General features: G+C 61.6%; 13 protein-coding genes. 1 reads left to right on the forward strand and 12 read right to left on the reverse strand.

The features are described from left to right. Positions 1–22: 22 nt before the first annotated feature. Together secA and ltrA are read right to left on the reverse strand one after the other, a co-directional pair. On the reverse strand, positions 23–2,833 hold the full coding sequence (gene secA / locus OH764_RS14960) for a preprotein translocase subunit SecA (RefSeq protein WP_498847311.1): 2,811 nt from the start codon (positions 2,831–2,833) through the stop codon (positions 23–25). Positions 2,834–3,035: 202 nt separating this feature from the next. Beyond that, positions 3,036–4,736, reverse strand: a complete 1,701-nt coding sequence (ltrA, locus tag OH764_RS14965; protein WP_498847312.1) for a group II intron reverse transcriptase/maturase — start codon at positions 4,734–4,736, stop codon at positions 3,036–3,038. 1,204 nt (positions 4,737–5,940) lie between these two features. Here ltrA and OH764_RS14970 point away from each other — a divergent pair. Further along, a complete protein-coding gene (locus OH764_RS14970) occupies positions 5,941–6,426 on the forward strand; it encodes a DciA family protein (RefSeq protein WP_498847313.1) in 486 nt (161 codons plus the stop codon). An 84-nt stretch (positions 6,427–6,510) separates the two neighbouring features. Here OH764_RS14970 and lpxC read toward each other — a convergent pair whose 3' ends face one another. The 10 genes from lpxC to murD all read right to left on the reverse strand — a co-directional run bounded on the left by lpxC (position 6,511) and on the right by murD (position 18,227). Continuing rightward, positions 6,511–7,428, reverse strand: coding sequence for a UDP-3-O-acyl-N-acetylglucosamine deacetylase (lpxC, locus tag OH764_RS14975; RefSeq protein ID WP_498847314.1), 918 nt, complete (start codon positions 7,426–7,428; stop codon positions 6,511–6,513). A 295-nt stretch (positions 7,429–7,723) separates the two neighbouring features. After that, positions 7,724–8,227 carry a peroxiredoxin gene (locus OH764_RS14980; protein WP_020071226.1) on the reverse strand — a complete coding sequence of 168 codons (504 nt, stop codon included), beginning with the start codon at positions 8,225–8,227 and terminating at the stop codon, positions 7,724–7,726. A gap of 217 nt (positions 8,228–8,444) precedes the next feature. Then, a complete protein-coding gene (gene ftsZ / locus OH764_RS14985) occupies positions 8,445–9,641 on the reverse strand; it encodes a cell division protein FtsZ (protein ID WP_020071225.1) in 1,197 nt (398 codons plus the stop codon). A 149-nt stretch (positions 9,642–9,790) separates the two neighbouring features. Continuing rightward, positions 9,791–11,023: a cell division protein FtsA gene (gene ftsA, locus OH764_RS14990; RefSeq protein ID WP_498847315.1), complete on the reverse strand. Its 1,233-nt coding sequence runs from the start codon at positions 11,021–11,023 to the stop codon at positions 9,791–9,793. Between the two features lie 27 nt (positions 11,024–11,050). Further along, positions 11,051–11,803 carry a cell division protein FtsQ/DivIB gene (locus OH764_RS14995; RefSeq protein WP_020071224.1) on the reverse strand — a complete coding sequence of 251 codons (753 nt, stop codon included), beginning with the start codon at positions 11,801–11,803 and terminating at the stop codon, positions 11,051–11,053. A 49-nt stretch (positions 11,804–11,852) separates the two neighbouring features. Further along, positions 11,853–12,806, reverse strand: a complete 954-nt coding sequence (locus tag OH764_RS15000) for a D-alanine--D-alanine ligase (RefSeq protein WP_498847316.1) — start codon at positions 12,804–12,806, stop codon at positions 11,853–11,855. Between the two features lies 1 nt (position 12,807). Then, the gene (gene murC, locus OH764_RS15005) at positions 12,808–14,211 is read right to left on the reverse strand and encodes a UDP-N-acetylmuramate--L-alanine ligase (RefSeq protein WP_408131438.1); all 1,404 of its coding nucleotides are present in this window, start codon (positions 14,209–14,211) and stop codon (positions 12,808–12,810) included. Beyond that, entirely contained in the window at positions 14,208–15,326 is a 1,119-nt protein-coding gene (gene murG / locus OH764_RS15010) for a UDP-N-acetylglucosamine--N-acetylmuramyl-(pentapeptide) pyrophosphoryl-undecaprenol N-acetylglucosamine transferase (RefSeq protein ID WP_498847317.1), read from the reverse strand. Before murG ends, murC begins: the two co-directional genes overlap by 4 nt. Positions 15,327–15,447: 121 nt before the next feature. Next, positions 15,448–16,716 (reverse strand): putative lipid II flippase FtsW, encoded by a 1,269-nt coding sequence (gene ftsW / locus OH764_RS15015; RefSeq protein ID WP_020071219.1) that lies wholly within the window; start codon positions 16,714–16,716, stop codon positions 15,448–15,450. After that, positions 16,713–18,227, reverse strand: coding sequence for a Mur ligase family protein (gene murD / locus OH764_RS15020; RefSeq protein WP_498847318.1), 1,515 nt, complete (start codon positions 18,225–18,227; stop codon positions 16,713–16,715). Before murD ends, ftsW begins: the two co-directional genes overlap by 4 nt. Positions 18,228–18,232 lie beyond the last annotated feature (5 nt).

Below are 18,232 nucleotides of genomic sequence, written 5' to 3' on the forward strand. Positions count from 1 at the left end.
CGTAAGCGCGCCGCCCAAGGCATTATGCGATCTTGCCGTGACACTGCTTGTACTTCTTGCCGCTGCCGCACGGGCACGGATCATTGCGGCCGACCTTCGGCACATTGTCCGTACCGACAGGCGACGCCGTTTGCGGCGACGAGCCGTGGCTCATCGCGTCGCCGATCATCGCGGCGGTTGCGGCCTCTGCTGCAGCAGGCGCCGCGGACGAAGCTTCGGCAAATTCGGCGTGACGAAACTCGACGTTCTCGAGGTGGCCGCCCTGCTCTTCCATCTGTTCGGCCGCCTGCTCCAACTGCTCGGGCGACTGGATCTGCACGTTCATCACCACGCGAGTGACTTCGAGCTTCACCGCGTCGAGCATGGCAGCAAACAGTTCGAAAGCCTCGCGCTTGTATTCCTGCTTCGGGTTCTTCTGCGCGTAGCCACGCAGATGGATGCCCTGACGCAAATGGTCGAGCGCGGCGAGATGTTCGCGCCAGCTGCGGTCGAGCGTTTGCAGCATGATCGAACGTTCGAACGCGCTGAACGACTCGCGGCCGACCAGTTCGACCTTGGCTTCGTATGCTTCGTCTGCAGCGGCTTGCACCGCTTCGAGAATTTCGTCGGATGTGATCGAATTCGACTCGTTGATCATTTCCTGGATTGCAAGGTCGAGCTGCCATTCGTTGCGCAGCACTTCCTCCAGTTCCGGCACGTCCCACTGTTCTTCAATGCTGCCCGCCGGCACGAACTGGTGAACGATCTCGGCGATCACGCCATGACGCATCGCGCCGATGGTTTCGGTAATGTCGTTCGCCTCGAGCAGTTCGTTACGCTGCTGGTAGATCACCTTGCGCTGATCGTTCGAGACGTCGTCGTATTCGAGCAGTTGCTTACGGATATCGAAGTTGCGCGCCTCGACCTTGCGTTGCGCCGATTCGATGGAGCGCGAAACGATGCCCGCTTCGATCGCCTCGCCTTCCGGCATCTTCAGGCGGTCCATGATCGCGCGCACACGGTCGCCCGCGAAAATGCGCAGCAGCGGATCTTCCAGCGACAGATAAAAGCGCGACGAACCCGGGTCACCCTGACGGCCCGCACGGCCGCGCAACTGGTTGTCGATCCGCCGCGATTCGTGACGCTCCGTGCCGATGATGTGCAGACCGCCCGCGGCCTTTACCTGATCGTGCAGCGCCTGCCATTCGTCATGCAGCTTCTGGATGCGGCGCTGCTTTTCGTCCTCGGGGATTGTCTCGTCTAGTTCAATGAACGACGCCTGTTTTTCCGCATTGCCGCCGAGCACGATGTCAGTGCCGCGACCGGCCATGTTCGTGGCGATCGTAATGCGCTTCGGACGGCCGGCTTCCGCGACGATCTCCGCTTCACGCGCGTGCTGCTTCGCGTTGAGCACTTCGTGCGGCAAACCAGCCTGCTTCAGCAGGTGCGAGAGCAGTTCCGAATTTTCAATCGACGTGGTGCCGACCAGCACCGGCTGACCGCGCTCGTAGCAATCACGGATGTCGCGGATCACCGCGTCGTAACGTTCCTTGGCGGTCTTGTAGATCTGATCCTGCTTGTCGATCCGCTTGGGCGGACGGTTGGTCGGGATCACGACCGTTTCGAGACCGTAGATCTCGTTGAATTCATACGCTTCCGTGTCGGCCGTGCCGGTCATGCCGGACAGCTTGGCGTACATGCGGAAGTAGTTCTGGAACGTGATCGACGCGAGCGTCTGGTTCTCGCTCTGAATCTTCACGTGCTCCTTCGCCTCGACAGCCTGGTGCAAGCCGTCCGACCAGCGGCGGCCTGCCATCAGACGACCGGTGAATTCGTCGACGATGATCACCTCGCCGTTCTGCACCACGTAGTGCTGGTCTTTGTAGAACAGCGTGTGAGCGCGCAGTGCGGCGTACACATGGTGCATCAGCGTGATGTTCTGCGGCGCGTAGAGGCTTTCGCCCTCGCCGATCAGGCCCCACTCGGCGAGCAGGCGCTCCGCTTTCTCGTGACCCGATTCGGTCAGGAAGACCTGGCGGCCTTTTTCGTCGAGCGTGTAGTCGCCCGGCTTTTCCACGCCTGTGCCGTCAGCCTTTTCTTCGCCGATCTGGCGCTCGAGCAGCGGCGGCAGCGCGTTCATGCGCACGTAGAGTTCGGTGTGATCTTCCGCCTGACCGGAGATGATCAGCGGGGTACGCGCTTCGTCGATCAGAATCGAGTCCACTTCGTCGACCACGGCGAAGTTCAGCGCTCGCTGCACGCGGGCTTCCGGCTCGTACACCATGTTGTCGCGCAGGTAGTCGAAGCCGAACTCGTTGTTCGTACCGTACGTGATGTCGGCCGCGTATGCCTGCTGCTTCATCTCGTGGTCCATCTGCGACAGATTGATGCCGACGGACATACCGAGGAAGTTATAAAGGCGCGCCATCCACTCGGCGTCGCGCTGGGCCAGATAGTCGTTCACCGTGACGACGTGAACGCCGCGGCCCGACAGCGCGTTCAGATACACCGGCAGCGTGGCCACGAGCGTCTTGCCTTCACCGGTGCGCATTTCGCCGATCTTGCCGTAGTGCAGAACCATGCCGCCGATCAGCTGCACGTCGAAGTGGCGCATTTTCAGCACGCGCTTGCTCGCCTCGCGGCAGACCGCAAACGCTTCCGGCAGCAGTTTATCCAGCGACTCGCCGCTCGCGACGCGTTGGCGGAACTCGTCCGTTTTCGCGCGCAGTTGATCGTCCGTCAATTGCTCGATCTGCGGTTCGAGCGCATTGATCGCCGCGACGGTCTTTTGATATTGCTTGACTAGCCGCTGGTTGCGGCTGCCAAAAATCTTCTGTAGAAAACCGGTGGTCATCGGATCGGTGTCTGCGTCGCGGCTTCGGCTGGGTTGCGGCGTGCGATTAAAGCACGCGCGCTCCGGGGTCGGAGTGGCCTCGGCGGCTTAGTCCAAGAGTGAATTGTCGGGTAGCCCGACCTTCTTACGAAGATCGGGCCCCCCGAGAACCGTACGTGCGAGTTTCCCCGCATACGGCTCAAATCTACAAACAAAGTTCTGTCTACGACAGAACCGGCTTAGTTACTACAAGTTTACCAACGTGTACCTGCTGGTGACAGTGCGGGTGAAGCAAGACCCGGTTGGACAACTTGTCTGACCCGCCATGCATCCGATATTCCAGATGATGGTCGTGCCAGCCTGTTTCGTCCGTCAAGGCACAGCCGCAGTGCGCACACAGCCCGCTCTGCGACATGTACAGCTTTGCCCACTGTTTCCGGTAGCGCATCGAATCCCACAGACGCGTCTGCCGCAGTTGCTCGCCATATTGCTCCCACTTCGGATCAAAGGGATTAAATTCTCCTTGGATCTTCTGGTGTCTCCTGATCGTCGTACCGCTGAGTTGGTACAACTCCATCAGACCCCAACTGCCATCGTCTCGAACCGTCCGGACCGCAAACACCCACTGTCGAGCGTCGATTGAGTGGAAGTACTTCTGTCTCACCCAACTGCTGCTCTTTCGCGGATGCCGCCGCTTGGACCACCACCAGAGCCTCCGAAACACCAGATGCTCCATGTGGGTGTACGCCTTTTTGGCCGTAACCGGATGGTGATACTGCGCCCATCCGCGCAACATTGGATTTAGCAGTCGGATCATCTCCTCCTGCTTCACCGTCTTGTTGCTGCGAATCGTTTCCGCCACCTTGCTGTAGAACGCTTGCGCGTTCTTCTTGCTCGGTTTGATGAGCATCTTTCCCGAGTACTTCCGGAAATTCCACCCAAGGAAATCGAAGCCGTCGTCAATGTGAGTGATCCGCGTCTTCTCCTCCGATAACTGCAGTCCCCGAACCGCAAGGAATGCCTCTACCCAAGGTCGGACCTCGCACTCCAGCAACTCACGCGAGTCGCCGGTGATTACAAAGTCGTCCGCGTACCGCACCACATTTACTTTGAGCCTTCGAGCTTTCATGATCCCTAGTTTTGCACCGAGGTGCGCCTCCAGTTCTCGCTCCAGCCCATTCAGCGTTACGTTTGCCAACGTCGGGGAGATGATGCCTCCCTGCGGCGTACCGGCCTCAGTCGCCTGTAGCTGCCCCTTATAAATCAGGCCAGCCTTCAACCATTTCCGGAGGATTACTCTGTCCATCAGGACATTGTTTTCCAACCAGTTATGACTGATGTGGTCAAAGCATCCCCTGATATCCGCTTCGAGGACCCATTTGGCAGAAGCCTCTTGGGACATACAAACGCGGATTTGGGCCATCGCATCAGCGGTCGAACGATTTAGCCTGAACCCGTAGGAATTCAGGTCACTCGTCGACTCCGATACGGGCTCCAAAGCCAGCAGATGCAGAGCTTGCATCGCCCTGTCCCGCATGGTCGGAATGCCCAGAGGGCGTTCCTTCCCATTGGCCTTGGGGATAAAGACTCTCCGTAATGGCAGAGGCTTGTATCCGCGCCGCTTCAACCTGCCGATGGCTTCCCACCGGCTTTCAGGCGAATCCCACAGCTCGCGATCGACTCCAGCCGTTCGCGCACCCTGGTTCTGCGTAACACGTCGTACCGCATACAGCTTCGCAGACAACGTGCGGGTCAGCATCCGTTGCAGGGCTTTCACCCTTCGCCAATCGCTTTCCCGCGTCGCCTTCGCAATTCGAATCTGCATCCCTCTCACGTTCCGCTCAACCCGTCGCCAATCTATGGCGTACCAGTTGTCCGGCGCGTGGGAAAGCGCAGATCCGGTCTTTCGACCAGATACTTTCATGCTGCTCTCCTACCTGGAAAAGTCCCCAGACAGAAGGCGCATCTCCCCCAGCGGGGCAGATACACCCCGCTGGGGAACAACAAAAACTCAATGCAGGCGCATGCACCTGCATCTGACCAAGTTACAGAGGGTAGTCAGCCGTCTTGCGACGGTAGACCAGACGGAAGTCTGCCCGCTTTCGCGTGGGGTGATGTTCCAACCCCTATCCAAACCATTACAGCCCGGCTTTCGCTTTTTCCGTCCTCCCATACCTGCACAATCATCAGCGTCCCTCACGGTTCGCCTGCCAGCCCAACTGCGCTGGCAACCATACAGGCTTACCACGTTCCCGGCATGTCACACGACTGACTTAGGTTCTGCCTATTCCCCGGCGGTATCACTAACGACGTAACCCGAGATTCGAGCGGGCTATCCAACCGCATACCTTTTGGTCAGTGCCTATCAGCAGCTTTGGCACACAATGCTAACGAGGTTTATCAGCAGTTCACTTCCGTTAACCCTATCAGCCAGCCTAGCGCCTTACCCCCTTGCTGCTAGGAGTATCCAGACCGATTCCTCACGGAAACGACCTGCCCGAAACATCCGGGGGCTACATTGTCAGAAGAGCTTCACACCGCACCGTTGCCAGTGACGCATGTCCTCCTAGGCTACTGCTGGTCGTACAGCAGGTTCACTACCCTCATCTTCAGCAACGAGGTCGAACAATGACACACCGAGCTTTCGCTCGTATCGTTTAGCGAAACCCTTGCCTGAAGGCTCGGGAATTGCAAACATCACCCCGCCCTGTCGGCGGAGGTGAAGCCGCTGACTGGGCGGGACCTGACGGTAATCAAGTCCATGCAACAAGGTCCCCGGCTGATTGCTCCGGTTACCCATTTCACTACAAGGATGCTTCCCATAGGGTCGCATCTGCTTCTTAAAGTGCAGCCCACAAGGTGGCCGCCTGCGGAGGGCATGGTGAGTTGCCTCAATAACCCTCTAGTCGATGCTCCGTAACGTGGAGCCGCCGGACACGAGCGTGCGTGTCGCACCGAATCGGGCATTTTAGCACGCGCCCCCGCCTGCGCTGATGTCGCCGGCAAGGCAGCGGAGCCCGCCGCGCCGCGCTTCGGCGGCGTACACACGGGCGGGTCTGCGTGCATCCCGCGCGGTACAATCGGGGCGTGTTCGCGCATTGGGTGCGAACGCGCCGCCACTGTCAAACATGAGCCGTTTCCCCTCGTTTTCAAGGCCGCCGCCAAAGCAGTTCAGCGTGCGCCGGCCCCAGCCGGTAGTCGAAGTGCTCAATCGCACCGACGCGTTTGCCGCGCTGCGCGCGGGCGTCGAGCAGATTGCCGCTTTGGAGAAAGATTTGCGGGACCTGCTGCCCGACTATCTGGCGACGAGCGTGGAACCCAGCTTTATCAAGGAAGGCGTGCTGGCGCTGTTCGCCGCCCACAACGCGCTGGCGGCGCGACTGCGGCATCTGGAGCCGCGGCTGCTGTCAGACTTGCAGCAGCGCGGCTGGCCGGTCAACGCGCTGCGCATCCGGGTGCGGCCGCAACCCGCGAAGGAGCCGCCGCCGGTCAAGCAGGCGCGCATGACGCCTGTCGGCGCCGAGGCGCTGCACGCGCTGAGCGAATCGCTTGCGCCCTCGCCGCTGCAGGAAGCGCTGGCGAAAATGGCGGCGCGGCATCGGAGAAATCGCTGAACAAAAGAAAAAGCGGCTCATTTGAGCCGCTTATTTTTCGCGCGTTCGCTTCCGAGATTTCACCGAAGACGTGAAGCTAAATCTTCACGCAAAAGCCGTCTGCGTCTCATAAGCGAAGCCGCGCGGCGCCTTGCGCGTGTCGTCGAAAGTGACGATCTCGTACGAATCTTCATGCGCGAGCAGTTCCCGCAGAAGCGCGTTGTTCAGGCCATGGCCCGACTTGTACGCGTTGTACGAAGCGAGCAAAGGATGGCCCACCACGTACAGGTCGCCGATCGCGTCCAACATCTTGTGTTTGACGAACTCGTCGTCGTAACGCAGACCGTCGTTGTTCAGAATGCGGTACTCGTCGAGCACGATCGCATTGTCCATGCTGCCGCCGCGTGCGAGCCCCAACTCACGCATCATTTCCACTTCGTGAGCAAAACCAAACGTGCGTGCGCGGGCGATTTCGCGCACGTACGACGTATTCGCGAAATCGACTTCCAGCGCCTGGCCGGTCTTATCGACAGCCGGGTGACGGAAATCAATCGTAAACTTGAGCTTGAAACCGAAAAACGGATCGAGCCGGGCGAATTTTTCGCCGTCACGAATCTCGACCGGCTTGGTGACCTTGATGAATTTCTTCGCTGCGTTCTGCTCTTCGATTCCCGCCGATTGAATCAGAAACACGAACGAGCCGGCGCTACCGTCCATGATCGGAATTTCTTCAGCGGTGACGTCGACATAAAGGTTATCGATGCCGAGTCCGGCGCAGGCGGACATCAAATGCTCGATGGTAGAGACGCGCGCGCCGTCTTTCTGCAATACGGAAGCGAGACGTGTATCGCCAATCGCCATTGCCGACGCGGGAATGTCTACCGGCGTGGGCAAATCCACGCGCGAAAACACAATGCCCGTGTCCGGCGCTGCCGGGCGGAGCGTCAGGTCGACCTTACGGCCGGAGTGCAAGCCGATGCCGACCGTCTTGACGATTGATTTGATGGTGCGCTGCTTCAACATGGTGATCTTTTATTCGATTGAAAATCCCAATCGGGACTTTTTGTTCCATAGCACGAATTATACTCCATAACCCTAAGGAGCGTCTTCGCACGGAACGTATCAATCTGTTTCGCTGCGTTACCCACATTATTCATTGGGCGCCCGTGAGGGAAAGCGTGACGGGCCGACGTCCGGAACGGAGGCGTTTCCGGTCGTCGGCCCGCGTAACGGCCTGTCACAAAAGCGTCGCATTCACTGTTGCCGCGGTACAACGCGGTTTTCCGCGTGCCGCGTCAGTGTGATGACGCCGCCATAACTAGCTCAACGTAGCGAGGATACTCCTTGCATCGCTCACTTCGAATTTGCCCGCAGCCTCGACGTTCAGCGTCTTGACCACGCCGTCGTCGACAACCATTGCGTAGCGCTGGGAACGGATCCCCATGCCGCGCGCCGACAAATCCTGCTCGAGACCAAGCGCTCGTGTGAAAGCCGCACTGCCATCCGCCATCATGCGCACCTTGCCCGAGGCGTGCAGATCGCGTCCCCACGCGCCCATCACGAACGCGTCGTTCACGGACACGCACCAGATTTCGTCGACGCCGAGCGCGTGCAACTGCTCGGCGTATTCGACATAACCCGGTACGTGCTTGGCAGAACAGGTCGGCGTGAACGCGCCAGGCAATCCGAAGATCACCACACGCTTGCCCGCCGTCTGCTCGCGCACGTCGAAGCTATTAGGCCCGATCGTGCAGCCCGCGCGCTCGTCTTCGACATACTCGAAGAGCGTTGCGTCGGGCAGCTTGTCACCAGCTTGAATCATGCTCAGTCCTTTGCATCGATGCGAAGCGTCTCTCGCACGTCATCGTGTCGCAGTGAATCGGCGACAGTTGCCCAAGCCGCTTCATTTTCCGAAGAGGGCACTTGTCCTTGCCGCGAATCCGACGATACGCGGCTTGTTTGCCGTTCACCCGCCACGCTCGTGCATTCGTCCGCCAACGCCCTGGAACAGGCGCGGCAGCGAAAGCCTGCCCGTGCGCTCAGTCCGCCTGCTTACGCAGGAATGCCGGAATGTCGTACGTGTCGACGCCCTTTTCCTGCAGCGCCTGCACGTGCGAAGCCGCGGTGTCGCGCGACGTGCGCCACACAGCCGGCGTGTCCAGCGCGCCGTAGTCGGCGGTGCTTGCGTGCGACGGCGTTGCGTAGGCCGCGTGTTGCGTGCTGATCGGCTGATTGTCGGTGCCGGTGCGCAGCAGCGTCATCGGTGCCGATTGCTGCTTCTTCGCCGCGCGGCCGAGACCCGTTGCCACGACCGTCACGCGCAGCGCGTCGCCCATTGCATCGTCGTACACCGCGCCGAAAATCACGGTTGCGTCTTCTGCAGCATAGCTCTTGATGGTGTTCATCACTTCGCGCGTTTCGGACAGACGCAGCGAACGGCTCGACGTGATGTTCACCAGCACGCCACGCGCGCCCGACAGATCCACACCTTCCAGCAGCGGGCTGGCAACAGCCTGCTCGGCAGCGAGACGCGCGCGATCGACGCCGGCAACCGTCGCCGTGCCCATCATCGCCTTGCCCTGCTCGCCCATCACCGTCTTCACGTCTTCGAAGTCGACGTTCACCAGACCGTCGACGTTGATGATTTCCGCGATGCCGGCAACTGCGTTGTTCAGAACGTCGTCTGCGCACTGGAAGCACTTGTCCATCTCGGCGTCATCGCCCATCACCTCGAACAGCTTGTCGTTCAGGACGACGATCAGCGAGTCGACGTGATCCTCCAGTTGCTGCGAACCGGCTTCTGCCACACGCATGCGCTTGCCGCCTTCGAATTCGAACGGCTTGCTGACCACGCCAACGGTCAAGATCCCCATTTCCTTCGCGATCTGCGCGACCACCGGCGCTGCGCCCGTGCCCGTGCCGCCGCCCATGCCGGCCGTGATGAAGACCATGTGCGCGCCGCGCAATGCGTCGGCGATGCGCTCACGTGCTTCCTGCGCTGCGGCGTGGCCCATCTCCGGCTTGGCTCCGGCGCCCAAACCCGTGTTGCCCAACTGGATCACCGCGGTAGCGCGCGAACGCGACAAAGCCTGCGCGTCCGTGTTCATCACGATGAAGTCGACGCCTTGCACGCCCTTGTTGATCATGTGCTGAACGGCATTGCCGCCAGCGCCACCTACTCCGACCACCTTGATGATGGTGCCGTTCGTTTCGGTTTCCAGCATCTGGAATTCCATGTTGCCTCCGTCAAGATAAAAAATTCAGCCACTCGGCCGTTATTCGGCAAGAGATCGGGCAACCCCCTGTCGCGCGCCGGCCGCCGGCACCAGCGCGTATTTCTGAAACTGTCGAAAACCCGTTGAAACCTGCTCGGTACAACAAATTCTTAAAAGTTGCCGAGGAACCAGTCCTTCATGCGCGTGAACACTTGCCCCATCGAACCCGACTGCACCGCCACCTTGCGGCCGCGCATGCGTTGCGAGCGTCCTTCGACGAGCAGGCCCATCGCCGTCGAATAGCGCGGGTTGCGCACCACGTCGGCAAGACCGCCCGCGTATTCCGGCACGCCGATCCGCACGGGCTTCAGGAAGATGTCCTCGCCCAGTTCGACCATGCCGGGCATCATCGACGCGCCGCCGGTCAGCACCACGCCGGAGCTCAGCAGTTCCTCGTAACCCGACTCGCGCACGACCTGCTGCACGAGCGAAAACAGTTCTTCGACACGCGGCTCGACGACCGCCGCCAGCGCCTGGCGCGACAGCGTGCGCGGGCCGCGCTCGCCGAGACCCGGCACCTCGATCATTTCGTCCGGATCGGCCAGCGCCTGTTTGGCGATGCCGTAGTCGACCTTGATGTCTTCCGCGTCCGGCGTCGGCGTGCGCAAGGCCATGGCGATGTCGCTTGTGATCTGGTCGCCGGCAATCGGAATCACCGCCGTATGTCGGATCGCGCCTTCGCTGAAAATCGCAATGTCCGTCGTGCCGCCGCCGATGTCGACCAGCACCACGCCCAGTTCCTTTTCGTCCTCCGTCAGCACCGCGAGCGACGACGCGAGCGGCTGCAGAATCAGATCGTTCACTTCGAGCCCGCAGCGGCGCACGCACTTCACGATGTTCTGCGCCGCGCTCACCGCGCCAGTGACGATATGCACCTTCACTTCGAGCCGGATGCCGCTCATGCCGATCGGCTCGCGCACATCTTCCTGACCGTCGATGATGAATTCCTGCGTGAGGATATGCAGCACCTGCTGGTCGGTCGGAATGTTGATCGCCTTCGCCGTTTCGATCACGCGCGCCACATCGGCCTGCGTGACTTCCTTTTCCTTGATCGCCACCATGCCGCTCGAATTGAAGCTGCGGATATGGCTGCCGGCAATGCCGGTGAAGACGTTCGTGATCTTGCAGTCGGCCATCAGCTCGGCTTCTTCGAGCGCGCGCTGAATGGACTGCACGGTGGCTTCGATATTCACCACCACGCCTTTCTTGAGCCCCTTCGATTCGCTCTGGCCGAGGCCGATCACCTCGTAGTGACCTTCGCCCTTCAGCTCGGCGACGATGGCCACCACCTTCGACGTCCCGATGTCGAGGGCGACCAGCAGATCTTTATAGTCTTTACTCATAGCGTGCTCATTGCGTGTGATGTCCGTTTACTTCTTGCCCTTGTCGGGTTCGCTGATAAAGCGCATGCCAGCGGCACGAATCGCGAAACCGTTCGGATAGCGCAAGTCCGCATACTCGATATCCTTTCCCCAACGTTGCGTCACCGCGTTCCAGGCCGCGGTTAGGCGCTTGCTCCGATCGAGCAGCGTGTCCTGATTGCGCTCGCGCCCCAACTCCACCTGCATGCCGTTCGACAGCTTGACGGTCCACGCGTAACGCGGCGACAACGTCACTTCTTCGGGCGTGGCGCCAAGCGGCGCGAACCACTTCTGAAAGTCGTGATAACGCGCGACCACTTCTTTCGCCGTACCGTCCGGGCCGTCGAATGCGGGCAAGTCCTGCTCCAGCTCGCCCTGGTTCGCGGTGAACAGATCGCCGTCGACGCTCACCAGTTGATCGCTGCCCCACGTGCCAAGCGGTTTGTACTCTTCGAGCGTGACAGCGAGCGCATTCGGCCAGACGCGCCGCACGCTCGCGTGACGCACCCACGGCATCTGCTCGAAGGCTTGCCGCGCGACGTCGAGATCGACCGTGAAGAAGTTGCCCTTCAGCCGCCCAACCACGCCTGCGCGCACCGTCGGCGAATTGATATGCTCGGTATCGCCGTCGATCTGGATTTCGCGCAGTGCGAAATTCGGGCGCTGGATCAGCCAGTAACCGCCCGCCGCCAGCAGCACGAGCACCAGCAACGCATGCAATGCGTTGGCGGCGAAATTGAGCTGGCGAACGTTGTTCCACATGGTGTTGCTTTCGGGTTGCCCCGGTTAGTGCTTCGGTTAGTGCTGCCCGTTAATCCTTGAGCGTCAGCGCCAATACGCCGACAACCAGTTCCTGATAACTGATGCCCACCGCGCGCGCCGCTTTCGGCGGCAGCGAGTGATCGGTCATGCCGGGCGCCGTGTTCACTTCGAGGAAATACGGATTGCCGTCGGCGTCCAGCATGAAGTCGGCGCGGCCCCAATCGGTGCAGCCGAGCACGTCGAACGCACGTCGCGCCAGCACTTTCAGGCGCGCTTCGTCGTCGGGCGTCAGACCGCACGGAATCAGATACTGCGTGTCGTTTGCGATGTACTTCGCGTGATAGTCGTAGAACTCGCCTGCCGGCACGATGTGGATCACCGGTAAATCCAGGTCGCCCGCAATGCACGCCGTGTATTCGCCGCCGCCTTCAATGCTCTTTTCGACCACCACGATCTTGTCGTACTTGACCGCTTCGACGAGCGCAGCCGGCAATGCGTCGGCGCTTTTCACCTTGATGACCGCGACGCTCGAGCCTTCGCTTGCCGGCTTCACGAAAAGCGGCAATCCGAGCTTCGCGACGATGTCTTTCGCGCGCGCTTCGTAGTCGTCGCCACGCAGTACGGCTTCGAACGGCGGTGTCGGAATACCGAGTTGCTGCCACACGAGCTTGGTGCGGAATTTATCGAGCCCGAGCGCCGAGCCAAGCACGCCGCTGCCCGTGTACTTGATGCCGTAAAAGTCGAGCGCGCCCTGAATCTGGCCGTTTTCGCCGTAACCGCCGTGCAGCGCATTGAACGCGCGCACAAAGCCTTCTTCCTTCAACGCGGCAAGCGGACGCTCGGCCGGATCGAACGGATGCGCGTCGACGCCGGCATCGCGCAGACCCTGTAAGACGAGGCGCCCGGAATTGAGCGACACCTCGCGCTCGGCGGAATTCCCACCGAGCAGCACGGCCACTTTGCCGAATTGTTTAGCGAGTTGATCTGACTGGATACTGCTCATCTCACACCTTCGTTTCGAGAGCGAGACGACCCGGCACACTGCCGATCGACCCCGCACCCATCGTGATCACTACATCGCCGTCGCGCACGAGTGCTGCAAGCGCGTCCGGCACTTCGTCCACCGTATCGACGAACACGGGTTCCACCTTGCCCGCCACGCGCAACGCACGCGCGAGCGCACGGCCGTCCGCCGCGACGATCGGCGCTTCGCCCGCCGAATAGACTTCGGTCAGCACGAGCGCGTCAACTGTGGACAGCACCTTTACGAAATCCTCGAAACAGTCGCGCGTGCGCGTGAAGCGGTGAGGCTGGAATGCGAGTACCAGACGCCGCCCCGGGAATGCACCGCGCGCCGCCGCGACCGTTGCCGCCATTTCGACCGGGTGATGGCCGTAGTCGTCGACCAGCGTGTATGCGCCCGACGTGTTGCCTTCCCCGACCACCGGCACTTCGCCGTAGCGCTGAAAACGCCGGCCCACGCCGTTGAAATCGGCCAGCGCCCGCTGGATGTCGGCATCTTTCACTTCGAGTTCGGTCGCGATCGCGATTGCGGCCAACGCGTTCTGCACGTTGTGCTCGCCCGGCAGGTTCAACACGATGTCGATTGGCGGCGCGTCTTCGCGCATTGCCGTGAAATGCATCTTGCCGTCGCGCGCCTGAACGTTCACCGCCCGCACCTGTGCATCCGGGGCGAATCCGTAGCGGATGATCGGTTTCGACACGAACGGCAGAATCTCCTTCACGTTCGGATCGTCGACGCACAGCACTGCGATGCCGTAAAACGGCAAACGGTGCGTGAATTCGATAAATGCCTGCTTGAGCCGCGCGAAGTCGTGGCCGTAGGTGTCCATGTGATCGGCGTCGATGTTCGTAATGACTTCGATCACCGGAAACAGATTCAGGAACGACGCGTCCGACTCGTCCGCTTCCGCCACGATGAAGTCGCCGGTGCCGAGGCGCGCATTCGCGCCCGCGCTGATCAGCCTGCCGCCGATCACGAAGGTCGGGTCGAGCCCGCCCGCGGCGAGCACGCTTGCCACCAGCGACGTGGTCGTGGTCTTGCCGTGCGTGCCGGCAATCGCAATGCCCTGTTTCAGCCGCATCAGTTCCGCGAGCATCACCGCGCGCGGCACGATCGGAATACGGCGATGACGCGCCGCCAGCACTTCGGGGTTGTCGCTACGTACCGCGGTCGAGACGACCACAGCGTTAGCGCCTTCTATGTTCTCCGCGGCATGACCGATCGCAATGCGCGCGCCGAGCGCGGCGAGTCGATCGGTAACCGCATTGCTCGACAGATCCGAGCCGCTCACGTGATAGCCGAGGTTGACCAACACCTCCGCGATGCCGCTCATGCCGACACCGCCGATGCCGACAAAGTGAATGTGTTTGACGATGTGTTTCATTGCTTTCCTTCTGGGCTCGCGCCCGAAATCGAACCCGCCACAGTCGCGCAAATCTTCGCGACCTGTTCCGTGGCGTCGGGTTTCGCGAGCGAGCGCGAACGCTCTGCCATGTCCGCGAGACTTTCCCGCGTCTGGCTGCGCAACCAGTCGGCGAGTTTTTCCGCCGACAGATCGCGTTGCTGCACGACCAGCGCTGCGCCGTTATCGGCGAGAAACGCTGCATTAGTGGTCTGATGATCGTCCACCGCGTACGGGAACGGCACGAACAACGCGGCCACACCTACTGCTGAAATTTCGGACACCGTCATTGCGCCCGAGCGGCAAATCACGAGATCGGCTTTCGCATAGGCGCTCGTCATGTCGTCGATGAACGGCACGAGTTGCACGTCCGCGCCAGTTTGCAAGCCAGCCGCCGCGTAGTTCTCGCGCAGCGCGTCGATATGTTTGGCGCCGGCCTGATGCACGATGCGCGGCCGTTCGTTCGCACCAAGCAGCGCGACCGCGCGGGGCACGACTTCGTTGAGCGCCGCAGCGCCGAGACTGCCACCGACCACCAGCACATTCAGCGGACCGTTGCGTTCTGCATAGCGTGCTTTGGGCGCAATCGCGCGCGCAAGTTCCGCACGAATCGGATTACCGGTCCATTCGCCGTGCGGCAACGCATTCGGAAATGCAACCAGCACGCGTCTGGCAAGCTTCGCGAGGACCTTGTTCGCGAGCCCTGCAATCGAATTCTGTTCATGCAGCACGAGAGGACGGCCGCTCAATGCGGTCATCAACCCCGCCGGAAACGTGATGTAACCGCCCATGCCGAGCACGACATCCGGCTTCACGCGACGCAGCACGCTCAGACTCTGCGTGCATGCGCGCAGCAGATTCAGCGGCAACATCAGCTTGGTCTTCAGGCCCTTGCCGCGCAGTCCGCCAAAGCGTACGTACTCCATGGGAATGCCATGCTTCGGCACGAGCGTGGCTTCCATGCCGGCAGGGTTGCCGAGCCATACGACTTTCCAGCCCCACGCCTGCATCAGATGCGCGACCGCGAGCCCGGGGAACACGTGTCCCCCGGTGCCGCCGGCCATCACCATCAGCGTGCGTTGCTGCATGAGGGTCATACCTTCCCTCCACGCATCAACATGAATGAAAACCGGTTGTGGCTGCGGCCGCTTCGCTTAACTTCGCGCGCCTTGCGCACGAAGTTAGCCTTCGCCGAAATCGTGCGTTGCTGCGTGAGGGTCATACCTTCCCCCCACGCATCAACACACGATTTTCATAGTCGACGCGCATCAACACCGCGACGGCGACGCAGTTCAGCAAGATGCCGGAACCGCCATAACTGACGAGCGGCAACGTCAGGCCTTTAGTCGGCAGCAAGCCGAGGTTCACGCCCATGTTGATAAACGTCTGCGCGCCGAACCAGATGCCGACGCCCTTCGCGACCAGGCCCGCGAACGTGCGGTCGAGCGCGAGCGCCTGACGGCCGATCTCGAACGCGCGGCGCACTATCCAGTAGAACATCAGGATCACGACAAGCACGCCGACAAAGCCGAGTTCCTCGCCGATCACCGCGAGAATGAAGTCGGTATGCGCTTCGGGCAGATAGTTGAGCTTCTCGACGCTGCCGCCGAGACCTACGCCGAACCACTCGCCGCGGCCGAACGCAATCAGCGAGTGCGTCAATTGATAAGCTTTGCCCTGCGCGTAACGGTCGTCCCACGGGTCCAGGTAAGCGAAGATCCGCTCGCGCCGCCACGGCGATGCCCACACCAGCAAACTGAATGTGCCGACCGCGGTCGCGACGAGCCCGCCGAACAGCTTGCCGTTCACGCCTCCGAGAAACAGCAGACCCATCGCGATCGCCGCGATCACCATGAACGCGCCCATGTCCGGTTCGAGCAGCAGCAACGCGCCGACGAAACCCACCGCCATTGCCATCGGCAGGAAGCCTTTGGCGAAGCTGTGCATGTATTCCTGCTTGCGTACCGTGTAGTTCGCCGCGTAGATCGTCACCGCGAGCTTCATGATTTCGGACGGCTGCATGTTCGTGATGCCGAGCGGAATCCAGCGGCGCGCGCCGTTCACGCCCTTGCCGACGTGCGGAATCAGCACGATCACCAGAGCGACGAGCGAGATCAGGAATAGCTTGGGCGCGTATTTGTCCCAGGTCGAAATCGGAACTCGGAACGCCACGACGCCGACCACTGCTCCCATGACCACGAAAATGATCTGGCGCACGAGGAACGCGTAGTCGCGGTACGACGCGTACTTCGGCGAGTCGGGCATCGCGATCGACGCCGAGTACACCATCACCACGCCCAGGCCGAGCAGCGCGACGACCACCCACAGCAGCGAATGATCGTAGTCGAGCATGCGCGAGCGCAACGGCCGCACACCGTTGACGGCGCTCGCGAGACCGCTGCCGCCCGTGCGGCCGGCAGCGCGCGTGGCGCTTGCCGGGTCGCCATTCGCGGCGGCGCGTGAACCGAATCGTTCGGACCAGCTCATATCATCGTCCCCCGTTCGGCCGCGATTTCTTCTACCGTGCTGCGAAACACCGCCGCACGATGCGCATAACCCTTGAACATGTCGAAGCTTGCACAAGCCGGTGACAACAGGATGGCGTCGCCCGGTTGCGCGAGCGCCGTTGCCGCACGCGTCGCTTCTTCGAGCGTGGCGTGGTCAGTCATCGCGATGCCGGTCTCTTCGAGCGCCGCGCGAATCTGCGGCGCGTCACGGCCAATCAGCATTACTGCGCGGCACCAGCGCATGACCGGCGCGGCAAGCGGCTCGAAGTCCTGGCCCTTGCCGTCGCCGCCTGCAATCAGCACGACGCGCTGCGCGAGACCGTCGAGTGCGGCAACCGTCGCGCCCACGTTAGTGCCCTTGCTGTCGTCGACATAATCAATGCCGTCGATCGATGCGATCAGTTCCACGCGATGCGGCTCGCCGTGATACTCGCGCAAGCCATGCAGGAGCCGCGCGCCGGGCAGGCCAATGGCGCGCGCGAGTGCATAGGCGGCAAGCGCGTTGGCCGCGTTATGCAGACCGCGAATGCGCAACGCGTCCGCCGGCATCAGGCGCTTCAGCGCAATGTTCGGCGGCGTAACCGCTTCGTTCTTGCGACGACGCTTCGGCGCGGGTTCGTCGCTCGCGTCAAGATCATGTGCTTCGACGAGCCAGATCATGCCGTTATCGCGCAATAGACCGTAGTCGCCGTCGCTCTTCGGTTCGGTTACGCCGAAGGTCACGACTTCGATGTCCCCAGCGTCGGAAGGCGCGAGCGCCATCACGCGCGCGTCGTCGCGATTGAGCACGCGCACCGTTTGTGTACCGAAGATCCGGCCTTTCGCGGCAGCGTACGCGTCGAGCCCGCCATGCCAGTCGAGGTGATCCTGAGTGATGTTGAGAATCGCCGCGGCGTCCGGCTCGAACGTATGCGCTGTTTCAAGCTGGAAGCTCGACAGTTCGAGCACCCACACGTCGGGCAGTGCGGTGTTGTCGATCGCTTCGCTCAGTTTGTCGAGCAGCGCGGGGCTAATATTGCCCGCCACTGCGACTTTCTTGCCCGCACGTTCGCACAGCAGGCCCGTCAGGCTGGTAGTCGTGGTCTTGCCGTTGGTGCCCGTGATCGCGATGACTTTCGGCGCGTAGCCGCTCTCGCCGAGCGTTTTCAACGCTTGGGAGAACAGTTCGAGCTCGCCCCACACGGGGATGCCCCGCTCGCGGGCTGCGGCGATCAGCGGCAGCAGGTCGGCGGCGAGCGGCGACAAACCCGGGCTGATTGCAACGAGCTCCACGCCTTCGAGCAACACCGGCGAAAACGGGCCGCCGACGAACGCAGCGTCGACGCCATGCGCTTCCAGTGCGGACAGATTCGGCGGTACTTCGCGCGTATCGGCCACACGCAGCCGACAGCCGTGCCGCGCGCACCAGCGCGCCATCGCGAGACCGGATTCACCCAGTCCCAGCACGAGCACCATCGGCTTTTGCCGATCCCGAAACTTCTCGCCGAACATCGCCT

Source organism: Burkholderia sp. M6-3 (genome assembly GCF_050858985.1).
Lineage (GTDB): Bacteria > Pseudomonadota > Gammaproteobacteria > Burkholderiales > Burkholderiaceae > Paraburkholderia > Paraburkholderia caledonica.

Excerpts from the sequence above, each read along its gene's own strand:
- secA (WP_498847311.1), bottom strand. The coding sequence starts at position 2,833 with ATGACCACCGGTTTTCTACAGAAGATTTTTGGCAGCCGCAACCAGCGG.
- ltrA (WP_498847312.1), bottom strand. The coding sequence starts at position 4,736 with ATGAAAGTATCTGGTCGAAAGACCGGATCTGCGCTTTCCCACGCGCCG.
- OH764_RS14970 (WP_498847313.1), top strand. The coding sequence starts at position 5,941 with ATGAGCCGTTTCCCCTCGTTTTCAAGGCCGCCGCCAAAGCAGTTCAGC.
- lpxC (WP_498847314.1), bottom strand. The coding sequence starts at position 7,428 with ATGTTGAAGCAGCGCACCATCAAATCAATCGTCAAGACGGTCGGCATC.
- OH764_RS14980 (WP_020071226.1), bottom strand. The coding sequence starts at position 8,227 with ATGATTCAAGCTGGTGACAAGCTGCCCGACGCAACGCTCTTCGAGTAT.
- ftsZ (WP_020071225.1), bottom strand. The coding sequence starts at position 9,641 with ATGGAATTCCAGATGCTGGAAACCGAAACGAACGGCACCATCATCAAG.
- ftsA (WP_498847315.1), bottom strand. The coding sequence starts at position 11,023 with ATGAGTAAAGACTATAAAGATCTGCTGGTCGCCCTCGACATCGGGACG.
- OH764_RS14995 (WP_020071224.1), bottom strand. The coding sequence starts at position 11,803 with ATGTGGAACAACGTTCGCCAGCTCAATTTCGCCGCCAACGCATTGCAT.
- OH764_RS15000 (WP_498847316.1), bottom strand. The coding sequence starts at position 12,806 with ATGAGCAGTATCCAGTCAGATCAACTCGCTAAACAATTCGGCAAAGTG.
- murC (WP_408131438.1), bottom strand. The coding sequence starts at position 14,211 with ATGAAACACATCGTCAAACACATTCACTTTGTCGGCATCGGCGGTGTC.
- murG (WP_498847317.1), bottom strand. The coding sequence starts at position 15,326 with ATGACCCTCATGCAGCAACGCACGCTGATGGTGATGGCCGGCGGCACC.
- ftsW (WP_020071219.1), bottom strand. The coding sequence starts at position 16,716 with ATGAGCTGGTCCGAACGATTCGGTTCACGCGCCGCCGCGAATGGCGAC.
- murD (WP_498847318.1), bottom strand. The coding sequence starts at position 18,227 with ATGTTCGGCGAGAAGTTTCGGGATCGGCAAAAGCCGATGGTGCTCGTG.